16 protein-coding genes are annotated in these 17,427 nt (G+C 55.0%); 1 reads left to right on the top strand and 15 read right to left on the bottom strand.

Annotation, left to right across the window (positions count from 1 at the left end; all coding sequences use genetic code 11):
* Positions 1 to 82: 82 nt before the first annotated feature.
* The 13 genes from smc to RUMCAL_RS01095 all read right to left on the bottom strand — a co-directional run bounded on the left by smc (position 83) and on the right by RUMCAL_RS01095 (position 14,846).
* Positions 83 to 3,643, bottom strand: coding sequence for a chromosome segregation protein SMC (smc, locus tag RUMCAL_RS01035; RefSeq protein WP_021680533.1), 3,561 nt, complete (start codon positions 3,641 to 3,643; stop codon positions 83 to 85).
* A 43-nt stretch (positions 3,644 to 3,686) separates the two neighbouring features.
* A complete protein-coding gene (locus RUMCAL_RS01040; RefSeq protein WP_021680534.1) occupies positions 3,687 to 4,328 on the bottom strand; it encodes a cysteine peptidase family C39 domain-containing protein in 642 nt (213 codons plus the stop codon).
* Positions 4,325 to 5,356: an elongator complex protein 3 gene (locus tag RUMCAL_RS01045; protein ID WP_021680535.1), complete on the bottom strand. Its 1,032-nt coding sequence runs from the start codon at positions 5,354 to 5,356 to the stop codon at positions 4,325 to 4,327. Before RUMCAL_RS01045 ends, RUMCAL_RS01040 begins: the two co-directional genes overlap by 4 nt.
* Positions 5,343 to 6,056, bottom strand: coding sequence for a ribonuclease III (gene rnc / locus RUMCAL_RS01050; RefSeq protein ID WP_021680536.1), 714 nt, complete (start codon positions 6,054 to 6,056; stop codon positions 5,343 to 5,345). Before rnc ends, RUMCAL_RS01045 begins: the two co-directional genes overlap by 14 nt.
* A 13-nt stretch (positions 6,057 to 6,069) precedes the next feature.
* The gene (plsX, locus tag RUMCAL_RS01055; protein ID WP_021680537.1) at positions 6,070 to 7,068 is read right to left on the bottom strand and encodes a phosphate acyltransferase PlsX; all 999 of its coding nucleotides are present in this window, start codon (positions 7,066 to 7,068) and stop codon (positions 6,070 to 6,072) included.
* A 70-nt stretch (positions 7,069 to 7,138) separates the two neighbouring features.
* Positions 7,139 to 8,449: a methylenetetrahydrofolate--tRNA-(uracil(54)-C(5))-methyltransferase (FADH(2)-oxidizing) TrmFO gene (trmFO, locus tag RUMCAL_RS01060; protein ID WP_021680538.1), complete on the bottom strand. Its 1,311-nt coding sequence runs from the start codon at positions 8,447 to 8,449 to the stop codon at positions 7,139 to 7,141.
* Complete coding sequence (topA, locus tag RUMCAL_RS01065; RefSeq protein WP_021680539.1) at positions 8,450 to 10,543, bottom strand: type I DNA topoisomerase; 2,094 nt, start codon at positions 10,541 to 10,543, stop codon at positions 8,450 to 8,452.
* Positions 10,544 to 10,626: 83 nt separating this feature from the next.
* Positions 10,627 to 11,871 carry a DNA-processing protein DprA gene (dprA, locus tag RUMCAL_RS01070; RefSeq protein WP_021680540.1) on the bottom strand — a complete coding sequence of 415 codons (1,245 nt, stop codon included), beginning with the start codon at positions 11,869 to 11,871 and terminating at the stop codon, positions 10,627 to 10,629.
* Position 11,872: 1 nt separating this feature from the next.
* A complete protein-coding gene (locus tag RUMCAL_RS01075) occupies positions 11,873 to 12,694 on the bottom strand; it encodes a TrmH family RNA methyltransferase (RefSeq protein WP_021680541.1) in 822 nt (273 codons plus the stop codon).
* 148 nt (positions 12,695 to 12,842) lie between these two features.
* A complete protein-coding gene (rplT, locus tag RUMCAL_RS01080) occupies positions 12,843 to 13,196 on the bottom strand; it encodes a 50S ribosomal protein L20 (RefSeq protein ID WP_021680543.1) in 354 nt (117 codons plus the stop codon).
* Between the two features lie 57 nt (positions 13,197 to 13,253).
* Complete coding sequence (gene rpmI / locus RUMCAL_RS01085) at positions 13,254 to 13,457, bottom strand: 50S ribosomal protein L35 (protein ID WP_021680544.1); 204 nt, start codon at positions 13,455 to 13,457, stop codon at positions 13,254 to 13,256.
* Between the two features lie 16 nt (positions 13,458 to 13,473).
* The gene (gene infC / locus RUMCAL_RS01090; RefSeq protein WP_040646425.1) at positions 13,474 to 13,992 is read right to left on the bottom strand and encodes a translation initiation factor IF-3; all 519 of its coding nucleotides are present in this window, start codon (positions 13,990 to 13,992) and stop codon (positions 13,474 to 13,476) included.
* A gap of 251 nt (positions 13,993 to 14,243) precedes the next feature.
* Positions 14,244 to 14,846 (bottom strand): stage II sporulation protein R, encoded by a 603-nt coding sequence (locus RUMCAL_RS01095; RefSeq protein ID WP_040646445.1) that lies wholly within the window; start codon positions 14,844 to 14,846, stop codon positions 14,244 to 14,246.
* Positions 14,847 to 15,005: 159 nt separating this feature from the next.
* Here RUMCAL_RS01095 and RUMCAL_RS01100 point away from each other — a divergent pair, with 159 nt between their 5' ends.
* The gene (locus tag RUMCAL_RS01100; protein ID WP_021680547.1) at positions 15,006 to 15,566 is read left to right on the top strand and encodes an ATPase; all 561 of its coding nucleotides are present in this window, start codon (positions 15,006 to 15,008) and stop codon (positions 15,564 to 15,566) included.
* Positions 15,567 to 15,788: 222 nt separating this feature from the next.
* On the opposite strand, the gene hemW is transcribed toward RUMCAL_RS01100, so the two are convergent.
* Both hemW and RUMCAL_RS01110 read right to left on the bottom strand, forming a co-directional pair.
* Positions 15,789 to 16,871, bottom strand: a complete 1,083-nt coding sequence (hemW, locus tag RUMCAL_RS01105) for a radical SAM family heme chaperone HemW (RefSeq protein WP_021680548.1) — start codon at positions 16,869 to 16,871, stop codon at positions 15,789 to 15,791.
* Complete coding sequence (locus RUMCAL_RS01110; RefSeq protein WP_021680549.1) at positions 16,871 to 17,197, bottom strand: hypothetical protein; 327 nt, start codon at positions 17,195 to 17,197, stop codon at positions 16,871 to 16,873. Before RUMCAL_RS01110 ends, hemW begins: the two co-directional genes overlap by 1 nt.
* Positions 17,198 to 17,427: the final 230 nt, after the last annotated feature.

Consider the following 17,427-nt stretch of genomic DNA (forward strand, 5'->3'; position numbering starts at 1 on the left):
TCCGAATAAGCCCATCTTACACCGATCCTTTCCTTGAAAGCATAGACATCGCCGTACAAAGCGGACTTTGTGCGGTATTGCCTTATTCCGTTTTCTCGAGTTCTTCCTGTTCCATTCGCAGCAGACGGGAAATACCGTCCTCCTGCATGGTGACACCGTAGAGTACGCTGGCTTCTTCCATGGCACTCCGGCGGTGCGTCACCAGAATGAACTGGGTGGTATCTGTAAAGTTTTGCAGATACTGTGCATAGCGGCGGACGTTTCCCTCGTCCAGTGCCGCGTCGATCTCGTCCAGAATGCAGAACGGCGACGGCCGCAGCCGCAGAATGGCGAAGTAAATGGCGATCGCCACAAAGGACTGCTCCCCGCCAGAAAGCGAGATCAGATTCTTGATGACTTTTCCCGGCGGTGCGACCTTGATCTCAATGCCTGATTCCAGTACATGTTCCGGATCAGTCAGTTCCAGCCGTGCTTCTCCGCCGCCGAACAGGTCTTTGAAAATTTCCTGAAAGTTCCGGTCAATGACAGAAAAGCTTTCCGAAAAGATTCGCTGCATCTCCTCTGTCAGAGAGGTGATGAGGTCTTCCAGTTCCCGCTTGGCAGTTTCCGCGTCCTGCATCTGCTCCGACAGGAACTGATACCGCTTGGAAACCTCTGCATATTCCTCGATCGCCGCCACGTTTACCGTGCCCAGCCCCCGAATCTGTGCTTTCAGGCTTTGCAGTTCCCGCTGTGCCGTCTGTAAATCTTCCAGCGGCTGTGCCTGTGCCTGTGCTTCGGAGAGGGAAAGTTCGTACTGCTCCAGCAACTGCCGGATCACGCCGTCATAATCGTTCTGCACGGAAATTTTCCGTTCCTCCAGCCGGCTGATCTCGCCGGAAAACCGCTCCCGCACGGCGTTGGTTTCCTGCAAACCACTTTGCAGTTCCCGAATCTGCTGCTCCTGTGCATCATGCACCTGCTGCCAGTGCCGGATCTCTGCCTGCCCGTCGGTACGGCTGTTCTGCATCTGTTCCAGCCTGGCTTGATTCTCGGTGATCTCCGTCTGCTTCTGACGGATCAGATCTTCCTGCACGGCAATATCCTTGTCGATCTGCACCAGTTTTTCCGCCATGGAATCCTGCTGGTCGCTCTGCTGCTGCATTTCCTTCGTCAGCGTGTCCATGTCCTTTTCCAGTTCCATCATGCCGATCTTCAGCTGTGAACGGCGTTCTGCCAGCCTGGACTGCTCCTGTTCCAGAGCCGTCCGCTGGTCGGCTTCCTGTGACAGCATTTCCTGTCCCTTTTGAATCGCCTTTTCCACTTCTTCCGCTTCTTCTGCGGCGGCAGTGTGCCGGTCAACAGTTTCCTGCAAGCGTTCCTGCAACGCCGCCTGTTGTCCGGCAGCTTCTTCGGCACGCTCGGTGGTCTGTTTCCGGAGATACTGTTCCTTTTCCAGCTGTGCAGCTGCGGCAACCTGTTCAGATTCCGCCTGCCGGCACTGCTGCTGCAACGCTTCCATTTGCTGCTGTAACTGTGCAGACTGCTGCTGTGCCTTTTGCAGGGCAGCAGAAGCCGCCTGTTCCTGCTGTTCCAGTTCCTGTATCTCGCCGGAAAGAGCCGTCAGCTCTGCCCGTCTGGTCAGCATGCCGCCGGCACGCATGGCAGAACCGCCGGTGAAAGAACCACCGGCATTGATGACCTGCCCGTCCAGCGTGACGATACGGAACCGGTACTGATAAGCTTTCGCCAGAGCCGTCGCCGTGTCCAGATCCTCCGCCACGACGATTCGCCCCAGCAGAAACTGTACCACGCCGGAAAACCGTTCCTCATACCGCACCAGATTGCACGCCAGATCCACAAAGCCCTCGTGCTGTTCCAGACCGGTTTCGTGCAGCGTCTTTCCCCGCACGGAAGTCAGCGGCAGGAATGTGGCACGTCCGGCGTGTTTCTGCTGCAAAAAGCGGATCCACTGCTTAGCAGCGTTTTCGTTTTCCACGATCAGATTCTGCATGGCACCGCCCAATGCGGTTTCCAGTGCCACGCCGTATTTCTGGTCGGTGGTAATCAGCTGTGCCACCGTGCCGAATACGCCGCGGGGCTTTCCGCCGTCTGCCCGCAGGACTGCCTTGACGCTGCCGCCAAAGCCCTCCATGTTTCGTTCCATATCCTGTAGCAGTCTTTGCCGCTGCCGTTTTTCCCGCAGGGCGAATGCCGCCTGTTCCTGTTGCTTCTTACCGGCTTCCAGTGCCTGCACTGCATGAGCGTAGCGTTTCTGAAAACCGTCCCGCTGGTTCTGCACCTGTTGGAACTGTTCCTGTGCCTGCTGTGCCTGTTCTCTGGCGGCATCATACGCGGCATTCTGCTCCGTACATGCCTGTCGGAGTGCACTCTGCCGCATGCCCTGTTCTGCCAATTGGGCTTTCAGTTCTTCCTGCTGTCCGGCAGCGGTCTGCTGCAAGACACGCAGTTCACTCTGCCGCACCAGCAGATTTTGCAATACCTGATTTGCCTGTTCGTATTCCTGTCCCCGCCGTGCAGCCTGCTGTTTCAGGGCGTTCCAGTTCTGTTCGGTCTGTTCCGCCTCTACCTGGATCGCTTCCCGCTTCTGCCGCAGCTGCACCACCTGTTCAGACAGGGACTCCATGCGGTTTTCCATGCTGCGGGACTGCTGAGCCGTTTCCTGTTTCTGCTGCCGCAGGCTCTCCTGCATCTGCCGGCTGTGGAGAATGTCGTTTTCACAGACTGCCACCACAGATTTCAGCTGGGTGGTTTCTTCCTCTGCCTGCTGCATCTGCTGGCGAATTTCCTCCATTTTCAGCGTGCTTTCCTGCATACGCCGATAGCCGTCCTGCACCTGTGCATCTGTCCGCTGGATCTCCCGTTCGGCATTCTGGTATTCCGCCTGTGCCTGTAACAAGCCGTCAGACAACCCCGTCAGCTTTTCCCGCAGAGCACCCAGCCGCCGCACCCAGAGGGAAACCTCCAGCTGTTTCTGTTTGCCTGCCAGTTCCACGTACTGTTTCGCCTTTTCCGCCTGCTTTCGCAGCGGTTCCACGCGGGATTCCAGTTCAGAAACAATATCCTGCAAACGCACCAGATTTTCCTGTGCCGCGTCCAGCTTCCGCTGTGCCTCCTGTTTCTTATAGCGAAACTTGGAAACCCCCGCAGCCTCCTCGAAAATGTCCCGCCGGTCTGCACTCTTGGCACTGACGATTTCTGCAATGCGTCCCTGTCCGATAATGGCATAGCCGTCACGGCCCATGCCGGTATCCATGAACAGTTCCGTCACGTCCTTCAGCCGGACGTTCTTGCCGTTGATGCGGTACTCACTGTCACCGCTGCGATACAGCTTTCGGGTAACACTGACTACAGCACCATAGGCTTCTCCCAACTCGCCGGCTTCGTTGCTGATCTCCAGCGTAACTGCCGCAAAGCCCATGGCCTTTCTGGTTTTTGTGCCGGAAAAAATAACGTCCTCCATCTTGTTGCCGCGGAGCGTCTTGGTGGACTGTTCCCCCAGCACCCAACGCACAGCGTCCCCGATATTGCTCTTGCCGCTGCCGTTCGGTCCCACCACGGCGGTCAGACCTTTGTCAAAGTGCAGCTTGATCTTGTCAGGGAACGACTTGAATCCCTGCAGTTCCAGGGAGCGTAGATACATGTTTGCATTTCACCTCTTTTTCCGGCGGCGTATCCCGCATTCTTTACGATTGCAGCACACGCACTGCATAGATTTTCCCGCCGAAGTCCGACAGCGGCACTGTCTGTTCTTTGGCTTGCAGCGGATCCATACAGAGATATGTTCCGTCAGCACTGCCCACCAGCAGCACATAGTGATAGCTGCCGGACTTGGGCATCTTCACCCGTACAATGGGGTATCGTCCCGCTGCCAGTTCCTGATCCAGTTCGCCGTCCTGCAATTCCGCCGCGTCCTGTTTCCGGACAGAAACACCGGCAGTCTGTTCCAGCATCTCCCACAGAAGATTACCTGCACTGTCGTACACGCCATGTTCCGAAAAGAACTGATTCACCTCTCCGGCATCGGCATTTTCCGGCAGACCGTCCACAGAGATCTGCTGCATCTGCAACGCCGCTGCTACGCAGCAGGTCAGACAGCCGGAATCCGCCATGTGATAGACAGAATCGCCCAGCGTGTCCGTTTTCCATCGGTCATCTTTCTGCCGGAAAAAGACCACCTGTTCCGCCGCGTTTTCCTGTGCGGTTTCCACCACAGCAGGAGCTGCCCCGCGGTGCCGGTTCCAAAAAAATGCACCAGCTGCGGCACCCAGCAGCAAAACCGCTGCCAGCACTGCCGCCAGACAACGTCTGGTATGTTTTGTCCTCATCGTTGATTCCTTTCCGAAAAGATCTCATAGACCTGCTGCCCTGCCAGAAGCGTTCCCGCAGCAACGGCAGCATTTTCCCGTACACGAAGCGAAACGCCCTGCTCCGCCAGTGCCTTCCGGTTGCAACCGTGCTGCCCCAGCACCTTGCTCATGGTACGGGGAGCCGTTTCCACAAAGAGTTCCGTTTTTCCACAGTCTGCTGCCGCCGCTTTCAGCTGCCGCAGATACAGACGGGATTCCGCCAGTTCTCCATAGGCAGGGTGGAAATACCCCGCCAGCAGATGTTCCCGCAGGGACGGCGTATCATGCAGCCCCAGCCGGATCACCCGCACGCCGGCATGGTGACAGCGGCACAGGGCATCTGCACAATAGTCCAGCACTTCTTCCTGTGACAACTGCGGATAGCCGCCGCGGAAATAATACTCTGCCAGCTTGGTGCCCTCCAGCACTGCCGTGGGATAGATTCGCAGGGTTTCCGGCTGACACGCCAGAAGCTGTTCCAGCGTGTCATATTCGTCCTGCAATGTGCTGCTGTATAAGCCCACCATTTGCTGCAAACCAAGCGAAAAACCCCGTTCCCGCAGCATGGCACTTGCCTGCCGGACTGCCTGTGCATCGTGTCCCCGTTCATTCTGATACAGCACACGGTCACACATGCTCTGTGCTCCCAGTTCCACCGCAGTGACATGATAGCGTTCCAGCCGTTCCAGAACTGCACTGTCTACCGCGTCCGGTCGGGTGGAAATGCGGATACCGGAAAACATACCTTCTCCCAGAAACGGCTGTGCCGCCTCCAGCAGGGCGATCTGATACGCCGGTTCCACCGCTGTGAAGCTGCCGCCGAAAAAGGCGATCTCCGCCGATTCCAGCGACCCGCTGCGTTCCAGCATTGCCTGACAGGTCTGTGTCACCTCTTCCGGCGTGGGAGCCTGCACTGTGCCGCTGATCGTTCGCTGGTCGCAGAAGCTGCACTGGTGCGGACAGCCCCGATGGGGAATGAAGAACGCCAGTGTCTTATGCTGTGCCATAGCCCATCAGGGACAGTGCTTCCTTGGCAGCCAGCTGTTCCGCAGCCTTTTTGCTGTGTCCCACGCCTTTGCCGATGACATTGGAATTCAGGCAGACAATCACTTCGAACGCCTTGTCATGATCGGGACCGCATTCGCTGACAAGCAGATACTCCACCTTTTCCTCCGGATTCTTCTGCACGACTTCCTGTAGCCGTGTCTTATAGTCGTGGAAGCCGGCAGGCTGCTGTCTTTCTGCAACCGGATTCTTCGGAATAAAACGCATGATATGCCGCTTTGCCGCGTCCATGCCGCCGTCCAGAAAGATCGCCGCAATGACAGCTTCAAACGCGTCTGCCAGAATCGACGAACGGGAACGTCCGCCGGTGTGCTCCTCACCCTTGCCCAGCAGGAGGAATTCGCCCAGATGAATCTCTCTGGCGAACACATGCAGTGCCTTTTCACATACCATTGAGGCACGGAGTTTGGTCAGCTCGCCCTCCGGCAGGTCGGGATACTTGTGAAACAGGAATTCCGAAACCACAATCGACAGCACACTGTCCCCCAGAAATTCCAGACGCTCGTTGCTGTTGCGGGTCTTATGCTTTTCGTTGGCATAGGACGAGTGGGACAGTGCTTCCAGCAGCAGGTGCTTGTCCTTAAAGTGGTAATGGATATACGTTTCAAACCTTCCTAAATCTACATACTCTGTATGTTCCATGATTGCTTTCCCTCTATTTCTTTACCGGCTTTCCGGTATTTTCTGCAATGGTCTGTACCACATTTCCGGCAACGCAGTCCTTCGCCTGCCGGATCGCATTGAAAAATGCTGTGCCGTCGGAACTACCGTGTGCCTTGATGACCGGCTTCTGTACGCCCAGCATCACTGCACCGCCTACGGCTTTGTAGTCCATTTTTTTGGTGAGTGCCTTGATCTTCGGCAGGATCAGCAGTGCCGCCAGCTTTCCGGCAACGCCTGCGAACAGGTTGCCTTTCATCTGGTGTGCCATAAACTTGCCCATGCCCTCGTACAGCTTCAGTGCCACATTGCCGGTAAAGCCGTCTGTGACTACCACATCTGCTGCACCGGCAGGCAGTTCCCGTGCTTCGATATTGCCGATGAAATTCACCGGAGCCTGTGCCAGCTGGACATAGGATTCCAGTTCCAGTTCCCGTCCCTTGGTTTCCTCGGCTCCCACATTCAGCAGAGCCACGCGGGGCTTGTCCACGTGCATGACATTCTGCATATAGGCACTGCCCATGATCGCAAACTGCACCAGCATTTCCGGACGGCAGTCGTTATTGGCACCGCCGTCGATCAGCAGAAACGGTGTCGTTTCCGTGGGGAGCACCGGAGCCACTGCCGCACGCTTGATGCCGGCGATCCGCTTCACCAGAAATGTGGCTCCCACCAGCAGGGCACCGGTACTGCCGGCACAGACAAAGGCATCACCCTTGCCGTCGTGGAGTGCCTGCATGCCCACTGCCATGGAAGTATCCGCATGCTGTTTCAGCAGGGACGTGGGTTCTTCGTGAATGTCAAACACTGCCGGAGCGTGCAGAATTTCCATGCCGTCCAGCGGCAGCCTGTTTTTCTCGGCACAGGCACGAATTTTCTGCTCGTCCCCCACCAGCGTCACAGTCACGCCCAGTTCCTGCACCGCCCGTGCACCGCCGCGAATCACTTCCAGCGGGGCGTTGTCCCCGCCGAATGCGTCGATTAAAATATTCAAAATTTATGATCTCCCTTATGTTATGACAATACCGTGCAAAGCCGTCAGACAGGCTTTTTGCGGTATCGCCTTATTGTTCCGTGGTCTGCAGGTACTGTTCCAGTGCCGCCATGCCTCGATCCGCGTATGCCTGATACTTTTCCTGTTTGCCACGGATTCGCTCCGGCAGATCCGGCAGAATGCCCATATTGGCACCCATCGGCTGGAAATTCTCCGTGGGAGCACTGCTGATGTATGCCGCCAGTGCTCCCATCATAGTTTCCCGCGGGAGGATCAACGGCGGCTTGCCCTGCAGCTGTCTTGCCAGGTTTTTTCCGGCAAGAATGCCGCTTGCCGCTGATTCCATGTAGCCCTCCACACCGGTCATCTGTCCGGCGAAGTACAGCCCGTCCTGCCCGCGGAAGTGATAGTCCGCATCTAGCAGGCGGGGACTGTCCAGAAATGAATTCCGGTGCATCACGCCATAGCGGTGAAATTCCGCATGCTCCAGTCCGGGGATCATGGAGAACACCCGCTTCTGTTCCGGAAATTTCAGATTGGTCTGAAATCCCACCAGATTATACATGGTGCCCTCCTGATTTTCCCGCCGCAGCTGCACCACTGCCCACGGGCGGTGACCGGTGCGGGGGTCTGTCAGCCCCACCGGCTTCAGCGGTCCGAACCGCATGGTGTCCATGCCGCGGGAAGCCAGCACCTCAATGGGCATACAGCCCTCATACACCCGAAAGGCATCCTTGTCGCAGTCGTGCAGCGGTGCACGTTCTGCCCCGATCAGTGCCTGATAAAATTCCTCATACTCTGCCTTGTTCATGGGACAGTTGATATAGTCTGCATCGCCTCTGCCATAGCGAGCCGCAAAGAACACTTTCTCCTTGTCCAGACTCTCAAAGCTGACGATCGGTGCAGCGGCATCAAAGAAACTCAGCCGTGTGCCGCAGCGTTTTTCAATATCCGCCGCCAGTGCCCCCTCGGTGAGAGGTCCTGTGGCAACCACTGTGGGCGTATCCGGAATTTCCGTGACCACAGCCGTTTCCAGCGTGATGTTGGGGTGATTCCGAATCGCTTCGGTGGCAAGGTCGGAGAACTGTTTCCGGTCTACCGCCAGTGCCCCGCCGGCAGCAACTGCCGACTTTCTGGCACACCGCATCAGCAGCGAGCCAAGACGAGTCATTTCCGCCTTGAGCAGTCCTGCCGCAGAATTCAGGCGGTCGGCTTTCAGCGAGTTGGAGCAGACCAGTTCCGCAAGCCCCTCATAGTGATGAGCCGGTGTATACTGCACCGGTTTCATCTCCAGAAGCCGCACGGAAAAGCCGGCTTCTGCCAGCTGCCACGCCGCTTCACAGCCTGCCAGTCCGCCGCCGATCACAGTCACTTCTGCCATTTAAGCACCTCCTCCCACAGGACGGGAATAGCCGCATCCCGGCTTTTCGCAAACCAGTGTGCCGGACTTGCCGCCCTTCTGGAACAGCGTACAGCCGCACTGGGGACACTTTTCCTCGGTAGGCACATTCCATGTCATGAAGTTGCAGTCCGGATAGGCGTTGCAGCCGTAAAAGCTTCTGCCACGCTTGGACTTTTTCAGAATGATCTTATTGCCGCACAGCGGGCAGGAGCCGGCAGTTTCCTGTACGATCTTCTTGGTGTTCTTGCACTCCGGAAAACCAGGGCATGCCAGAAATCTGCCGTAGCGTCCGATCTTGATGACCATGTTTCTGCCGCACTGATCGCAGACAATGTCTGTTTCCTCGTCCGGCACCTTGACACGTTTGCCCTCCATTTTCTCCTCGGCAGTTTCCAGCGTCTTGGAGAAGTCGCCGTAGAAATCTTCCAGTGTGTCCACCCAGCTTTTCTTGCCGCGTTCCACATCGTCCAGACTGTTTTCCATATCGGCGGTGAACTTCACGTCCAGAATGTTGGGGAAATGTTCTTTCATCAGTTCCGTTGTCACTTCGCCCAGAACGGTCGGCTTCAGCTGTTTGCCCTCTCGCTCCACATACAGATGTGTGGTAATGGTGGTAATGGTAGGAGCATATGTACTCGGTCTGCCGATGCCGTTTTCTTCCAGTGCCTTGATGAGCGTTGCTTCGGTATAGCGGGGCGGAGCCTGTGTGAAATGCTGGTTGCCCTCCAGCGATTTTACCTTGATCTCCATGCCGTTTTCCAGTTCCGGCAGGTTCTTGTTCTCGCTCTTGTCGCCCTTGGCATCGTCATACAGCACCGTGAAGCCGTCGAACTTCACCGTGGAGCCGGTTGCCTTGAACATACAGTTGTCGGCTTCAATATCCACGGAAACCGTATCCAGCAGAGCATCTGCCATCTGGCTGGCGATAAAGCGTTCCCAGATCAGACGGTACAGCTTATACTGATCCGCAGTCAGGCTGGATTTTACCCGTTCCGGTGTCATGTCCGGCATAGACGGACGAATGGCTTCGTGAGCGTCCTGTGCGTTTTTCTTGGACTTATAATTTCGGCGTTCCGGCGGCAGGTACTCTGCACCGTATTTTCCGGTCACATAGTCCGCGGCTGCCTGCTGTGCCTCTGCGGAAATCCGCAGACTATCAGTACGCATGTAGGTGATCAGACCCACTGCCCCCAGTCCGTCGATGTCCACGCCTTCGTACAGTTCCTGTGCCACTTTCATGGTACGCTTGGACTGAAAGCCCAGCCGGTAGGAAGCGTCCTGCTGGAGGGTAGACGTGATAAACGGCGGTGCGGGGTGCCGCTTGGTGACACGCTTTTTCACGTTCTGCACAGAATAGCTGGCATTTTGCAGCCGTTCCAGCAAAGCATCTGCGGTGGCTTTGTCCGGAATCTCCGTTTTGTCCACCCGCTTACCGTCCACCTTTACCAGCTTGGCGGCAAACACCTTGCGGGACGGCGGGGCGGTAAATTTCGCATCGATCGACCAGTATTCCTGCGGAACAAATGCCCGAATCTCATTTTCCCGATCGACTACCAGACGCACGGCAACCGACTGCACACGACCGGCGGACAGTCCGCGGCGGACTTTTTTCCACAGGAACGGGCTGAGCTTATAACCCACCAGACGGTCCAGAATCCGGCGTGCCTGCTGGGCATTGACCAGATCCAGATCGATCTTGTGGGGATTGCTCATACCTGCCTGAATGCCGCTGCGGGTGATCTCGTTGAATTCCACCCGATCGTCGGCGTTCATATCCAAATGCAGAAGCTGTGCGATATGCCATGAAATGGCTTCTCCCTCTCTATCCGGGTCCGTCGCCAGATAGACATGGTCGCACTTCTTCGCATGTTCTTTCAACTTTTTAATGACATCTTCCTTGCCCTTCATGTCCGTGTACTGAGGCTGGAAACCATTTTCCACATCGACACCCAGCTTGGACTTGGGCAGATCACGGATATGCCCCATTGAGGCAATGACATCATAGCCTTTTCCCAAATATTTCTGAATGGTTTTCGCCTTTGCCGGCGATTCCACGATCACTAAATTCGACATATTCCTCTCGTTCTCTCTGCTGGCTGTTTCTCACAGCTGTTTTTTCTCAAGATTTGTCCGTAGCGAACAGACACAGGACAGCCTCAACGCATGCACCGGAATTGTTTTCCCGGCAGGCGTTCCAATTTCCCGTACAGTTCCAGTTCGGTCAGCGTGGTGGTCAGTTCCTCCATAGAAACTTCCAGTTCCGCTGCGATCTGATCCATGTGCATCACGTCCTGCTTTTGCAGCAGGGACAGGATCTCTCCTGCCAGCCCTTCCAGTTCTTCCTCCGGCATGGGATCCAGTACCGGATCGGGTTCGGCTTCTGCCGGCGGTTCCGGAACGGAAACCTGTGGTTTCTTCGCCGGTGTCTTTGGCTTCGCTTCCGCCTCTCCCAGCGTCATCACAGAACTTTCCGATTTGTCCCGATCCTCTCCGTACAGTGCCGCCGCCCCGATCATATGGGCGTGGCTGGTGTAATACTCATAGACAATGTCCCGACTGTCAAACACGGGAATTGCACCGTCCCGAAGATATTTTATCACACCCATATACCGTTTGTCAAATATGTCCGCCGGTGGAATACAGAAAACATCTCTGCCCTGCTCCATGGCGTTCTCCGCCGTAATCAGTGCACCGCTTCGAACCGGTGCCTGTATCACGAAAGTGCCCATGCTCAAACCGGACAGCACGCGGTTCCGCAGCGGAAAATTTGCCGGTGCCGGAGAAGTTCCCGGCAGAAACTCCGACAAGATCAAGCCGTGCTTGGCGATTTCATATTTCAAGTTTACATGGGATTTCGGATACGCCACGTCCAGCCCGCAGCCCATCAGGGCAATGCTGGGCTTGTCCGCCTCCAGAGCACACAAATTGGCGGTGATGTCAATACCGGCGGCATAGCCCGTCACCGGCACAAAGCCCATCTGCACCAGATCATGACAAATGGTTTTCTCCACCCGTAAACTGTACTCCGCCGGATTGCGAGTTCCCACAATAGTCAGCAGCAGGTGATTTTGCAGCAGGGAGCTGTCCCCCTGATAAAACAACAATACCGGTGGATTCACAATGGACAAAAGCTGTTCGGGATATGCCGCATCTCCATACCAGAGAATGGACAGACGCAGCTTTTCACAGCGTTCCAGCATTTCGTCCACTTTATCCTCACCGGTCTGACGAATTCGCCGCAGAGTGTGCTCCGGCAGATGCAGATCGGCATCTGTTTCCGGTTTCCGCAAGATCTCCACGGCTTTCTGCGGAGAATGATAGCGGTGCAGTGCCTTCCAGATTCGGGGATTTCCTGCACCGAATATCATGACCAGCCACAGCAGACAGCGTATTTCTTCCATCTCACTGCCCTCCGTTCTGGTCCTGTGCCGTTCTCTGCACTTCCCACAGAATGATGCCGGCTGCCATAGCAGCATTAAGGGATTCGATCGTCCCGTGCATGGGAATCGTCACACGGCGATCACAGGCAGCCGCTACCGTTTCCGGCAATCCGTTGCCCTCGTTGCCGATCACGATCGCCGTGCCGCCGGAAAAACGGCATTGCCCCACCAGTTCCGCCGCACCGGAAACCACAGCCGCACAGGTTTCCACACCTGCACACCGACAAGCTTCCAGCACAGGGGCAATATCCGGCACGCAACAGAGCGGCACACGGAACAACGAGCCCATCGTTGCCCGCACCACTTTCGGACTGTAGATGTCACAGCTGGCACTGTAGATCACGCCGTCCAGCCCCAGTGCGTCCGCCGTCCGCAGGATCATGCCGGCATTGCCGGGATCCTGTAGCTGATGCAGCACGGCGTAGCTGCCGCCTGCGTGGATCAATGCGGAAAGTGCCGGTGGCTGGGGCATCTGACAAATGGCATAAACACCCTGTGAATGTTCCGTCTGAGAGAGTTCCGCTGCCAGGCTATCCGAGAGCTGTGCACAACGCACACCGTCCCACGCTGTCGGCAAGCCCTCTGCCTGCCAGCGTGCCAATCCGTCCTCCGTCCAGAACAGCTGGGTCAGAGCCGCACCATTTTTCACCGCGTCCGACACCAGCCGGAAGCCCTCCAGCACAAACAGCCCCGCCTTGGTGCGTTCTTTTCGGGAACGTGCCAGTTTTCGATATTGTTTTATGGCGGCATTGTCGTGTGCCGAGATTTTCAACAGTGTTTCCATGTGCTCTTTCCCCCTCTTTTGCAAGAGCCTGTTTCGTATCCGTTTCTGTGCAGATGCGAAACAGGCTCTATGGCAACGCAGTGTTTCCCTTATAATACAACAAAACACGCCCCGTATCATTTCCAGAGCGTGTTTCGCATTCAAATCCTTACAGAGCAGCCTTAGCCTGTTCTACGATTGCAGTGAAGCCTGCTGCGTCATGAATTGCGATTTCAGACAGCATCTTGCGGTTCAGGGTGATGCCAGCCTTCTTGCAGCCGTTCATGAACTGGGAGTAGTTGATGCCGTTCATCTTGCATGCAGCGGAAATACGAGTGATCCACAGCTGACGGAACTCTCTCTTCTTCTGCTTTCTGCCGACGTAAGCATAGTTACCGGACTTCATGACAGCCTGTTTTGCCATCTTGAAGTGCTTGCTCTTGCTGCCCCAGTAGCCCTTTGCCAGCTTCAGTGTCTTATTTCTTCTCTTGCGAGTCATCATTGCACCTTTAATACGTGCCATAGTTATTTACCTCCGTTATTTCTCAGATTCCAATCAAAGCCCGAATATTCCTGCGGCTTAGAGATATGGCATCAGCTTTTTCAGTGCCGGTGCGTTTGTGCAGTCAGCGATACCAACGGTACGAGCGATTCTCTTTCTCTTGGTATCCTTCTGTGTCAGTCTGTGTCTTTTGTTGGTCTTCTGATACTTTACCTTTCCGGAAGCAGTCATCTTAAAACGCTTCTTTGCACCGGAATGAGTCTTGGTCTTGATCTTTGCCATTGTGAATTCCTCCTGTTTACTTCGATGCCTTCGGTGAAATGAACATGACCATGCTGCGGCCTTCCATTTTCGCGGGCTTGTCAACAACGCCGACTTCCTTGCACGCTTCCTGGAAACGCTTCAGAAGTTCTTCGCCGATCTGCGGGTGTGCAATTGCACGCTTCCGGAAACGGACGGAAACCTTCAACTTGTCGCCACCCTGCAGGAATTTCTTTGCCTGATTGACTTTGGTTTCAAAGTCGTGGGTGTCGATGGCAGAAAACATACGGATCTCCTTAATCGAAACGACCTTCTGGTTTTTCCGTGCCTCTTTTTCCCGCTTCTGCTGTTCAAAGCAGTACTTGCCGTAATCCATGATCCGGCATACCGGCGGTTTTGCACCCGGTGCGATCTTCACCAGATCCAGATCCTTTTCATAGGCGATTTTCTGTGCATCTCTCGCAGACATTGTTCCGAGTTTTTCACCGTTCTGGTCGATGACCAGAATTTCTCTGTCCCGAATTTCCTCGTTGATCTGCAGTTCCTGTTTGCTGATAAGCCAGCACCTCCAAACATGTTATTTTCAAACAAAAAAAAGCGTCCACTGTTGGGTGAACACTCCTTCTCCATTCGTCAAAAAGCGTCCCTTTTCCGCAGAAAAAGGTCGTTATACACGAGTATTGACCGTTTCGACTCTACGCCAAACGGTGAGAACGGGAATGCTCTTCTTTGTTTACTTTTGTTATTTTATCATACTCCCGTCCTGTTGTCAAGCATCTCTCCGAAAATTTACAGAACATCTATATTTCAGAACCACTGTTTCAGCCATTCCACGCATTTCAGCTTGACTGCATAGCGTTCATGGTGCTGTAGCATGTCCTGTTCCGACTTACCGAATGCCTCCTGTGCAGTTTCTTCGTCCGCCGTGACTTCGCAGGCATTGGGCACGCAGAGGGACGGATACATTACGCACCACCAGTTCTGTCCTGCGGCTTCGCCGATGGTGATCCGCAGAGCCTCATAGTCTCCTGCCGGCATGGTCCATTCCCCATAAGTGCGGTCGTCAAAGGGCATTTCCACCAGCTGTGCCTTGACTGCATAGGAATATCCCTCATCCCACACCAGCTGCTGTGCTGTCTGCTCCAGCGTTTCCAGATGCTCTGCTACGAGCTGTTCCGCATCGGCAGCATTTTCCGGCTGGGACCGGAACAGGGCTTCTGTCTGTGCAAGCACCTTGTCCCGCACCTTGAGTTTCAACGCCTGATCGTCGATGCTGTCCGAGTTCGCCAGAATGTGCAGCCGCAGCACATTCTGTTCCAGCGAGCCGTAACTCTGTGCCGTTCCCGCCAGTGCCGAACAGCAGACCGTTCCTACCATACCCAAAAGCAATGCCCATTCCCATTTCTGCATCTCACTCACCTCGATGAGAGTATGCACCGGAATCTGTTCCGTTATACTTGCAGAGGAAATTTTTTCATGGTATAATAAAAACAGCACCGCACAAAGACTGCCTGTCGGCTTTATGCAGTGTTGTCCAAAAGAAATACCAGTAGCATCGGAGGAATACACATGAAAGTTTATACCATTATCGGTGGTGTCAACGGCGTAGGAAAAAGCAGTTTTTCCGGTGTCCTGCGGCAGCAGCGACTGGACTTGGGAAAAATCATTGATCCAGATCATATCGCGGCAAAAGAGCACTGCAACAAACTGGAAGCCGGCAGGATCGCCATTCAGGAAATGGAAACCGCAATTCAAAACGGCTGGAACTTCACGCAGGAAACCACGCTTTCCGGCAGACGCACACTACAGACCATTCTTGCAGCTCGACAAAAGGACTATCAGATTCGGCTGTATTATATTGGCATCAGTTCCGCCGAAGAAAGCCTATACCGCATTGCCAACCGTGTCCGCAAAGGAGGACACAACATTGCCGAAGCAGATGTACGCCGCCGATACGAGAAGCGATTCGCAGACCTCTCCAAAATTCTGCCCTATTGTGACGAAGCCCATTTTTTCGACAACGAAAACGGGTTCACAGAAGCGGCAATTTATCAGAACGGCTCCCTGATTCCCGTCTGCGAAGTACTGCCCCAATGGCTGCAAACCTTTCGCAGCCTGTTTCTGAAATAGCCGAATCACAACAACCATACATGCAGCCTATTGAGGGGAACCCTTTTGAAGAAGGGTTCCCCTCAAACTCCCCTCCGAAAACTTCACTTTATTTTTTCTCATAGGGGCTATAGCCCCTATGAGAAAAAATGGAATAAAAGTCTTTGAAAAGGGGTCTGGGGAGAAACTTTCCTCAGAAAGTTTCTCCCCAGTAAGATTGCATCTATGACTGCGGTGATTTGGTTATATCAGTTCTGCTAAAATGGTGTTGGATACGAGGAAGCCCTTGGGCGTGAATGCGATGCGTTCGCCGACTTTTTGCAGAAAGCCCAGCTTGCAATAACGTTCTGCCGCCGCTTGCTTTTCTGCCAGCCACGAAGCCGGAACACCCTCTGTCAACCGCATGCCCAGCAGCAGCTTTTCCTCTGGTGTGCAGGGCGTTTCGTCTTCGGTTTCGACTGGCTGCACCGGCTGCTCCAGAAAATCCGACACGGCAGACGGCACAAAAAACCGCTTGCCGTTCCAGCAGGAATGTGCAGACGGTCCGATGCCCAGATAGGGTTCGCAGTGCCAGTACTTGCAGTTGTGCCGGCTCTCGAAACCGGCTTTGGCAAAGTTGGAGATCTCGTATTGCAAAAAGCCAGCTGCCCCCAGCTGCTCCACCGCCTGCAAGTAGAGGTCTGCCGCGGTGTCATCGTCGGGACAGCATTCCGCCACGTGCTGCACGGCAAAAGGCGTTCCCTGCTCTACCTTTAATAAGTAGGCAGACACGTGTGTAATGGGCAGCTGCACCAGCCGGGAAATGGTCTGCTCCAGTTCGTCCGCCGTCTGCTCCGGCAGTGCCAGCATCAGGTCACAGGACAGGTTCCGGAAGCCCGCTTCTGCGGCAGCGTATACCGTTTCCACAGCCTCCTGTGCCGTGTGCAACCGTCCCAGCCGTTTCAGCTGGGCATCGGACAGGGACTGCACCCCCAGAGAAAGCCGGTTGATGCCTGCGTGGCGAAGTTCCCGCAGCTGCTCCGGTGTCACAGTGGCAGGATTTGCCTCCAGTGTGATCTCCGCATCTGCGGACAGGGCAAACTGTTCCGCCGCCGTTTCCAGAATTTGTGTGATCTGTGCAGGCAGCAACAGCGAGGGCGTTCCGCCGCCGAAATAGACCGTGTCCACGCGTTCCGGCTGGGCAGCGTTTCCGTAATGCCGCAAGTTCCGGCAGACTGCCGCAGTGTAGGCGGTCAGCAGTTCCGGCTGTGCCGGCACGGAATAAAAGTTGCAGTAGGGACACTTCCGGCGGCAGAACGGCACGTGCAGATAAAGTCCGGCACCCATCAGCTTAACACGTCGTTCCGGATCGGCTTCACCAGCGGACCGAAAAATGCATCAAAGAGCCGGCACAGCACGAACGCTGCCGCAACAGCCCCCACCATGTAGACGTAGTCCCAGTTGGAATTGCCCTTGAAGTAGACCAGCAGGACAACCACGAGGGCAGCAATATAGACCACTGCACTGAAGATCATCGATGCAACGCCGTTGACGCAGTGCTGTCCACATTCCATGCAGACTTTTCCTTTGGTACGCAGTCCGCCGGCAAACGCCTTTTTCCACGGGTTAAACGATTTTGCTCCGCAATAGGGGCAGGTATAGATCGATTTCATAAATCAGATTCCTTTCAAAAAGTTTCCGGCGAGGCTGAAGCTGCCGGATAAATTTATTGGATAAATTTATTATAGTGTGTTCCGGACAAAATGTCAAGGCGACAAAAAACCGACTTTCACAAAGAAAGTCGGTTTTTCGTTCAGCAAGGAAAACAGCATTTACTTCGCGAGGACTTCTTCCCAAGAAGTGTCATATCCTGCTCCGCGGAGAGCCACGTAGTACATGATAT

This window comes from Ruminococcus callidus ATCC 27760 (assembly GCF_000468015.1).
GTDB classification, from domain to species: domain Bacteria; phylum Bacillota; class Clostridia; order Oscillospirales; family Ruminococcaceae; genus Ruminococcus_C; species Ruminococcus_C callidus.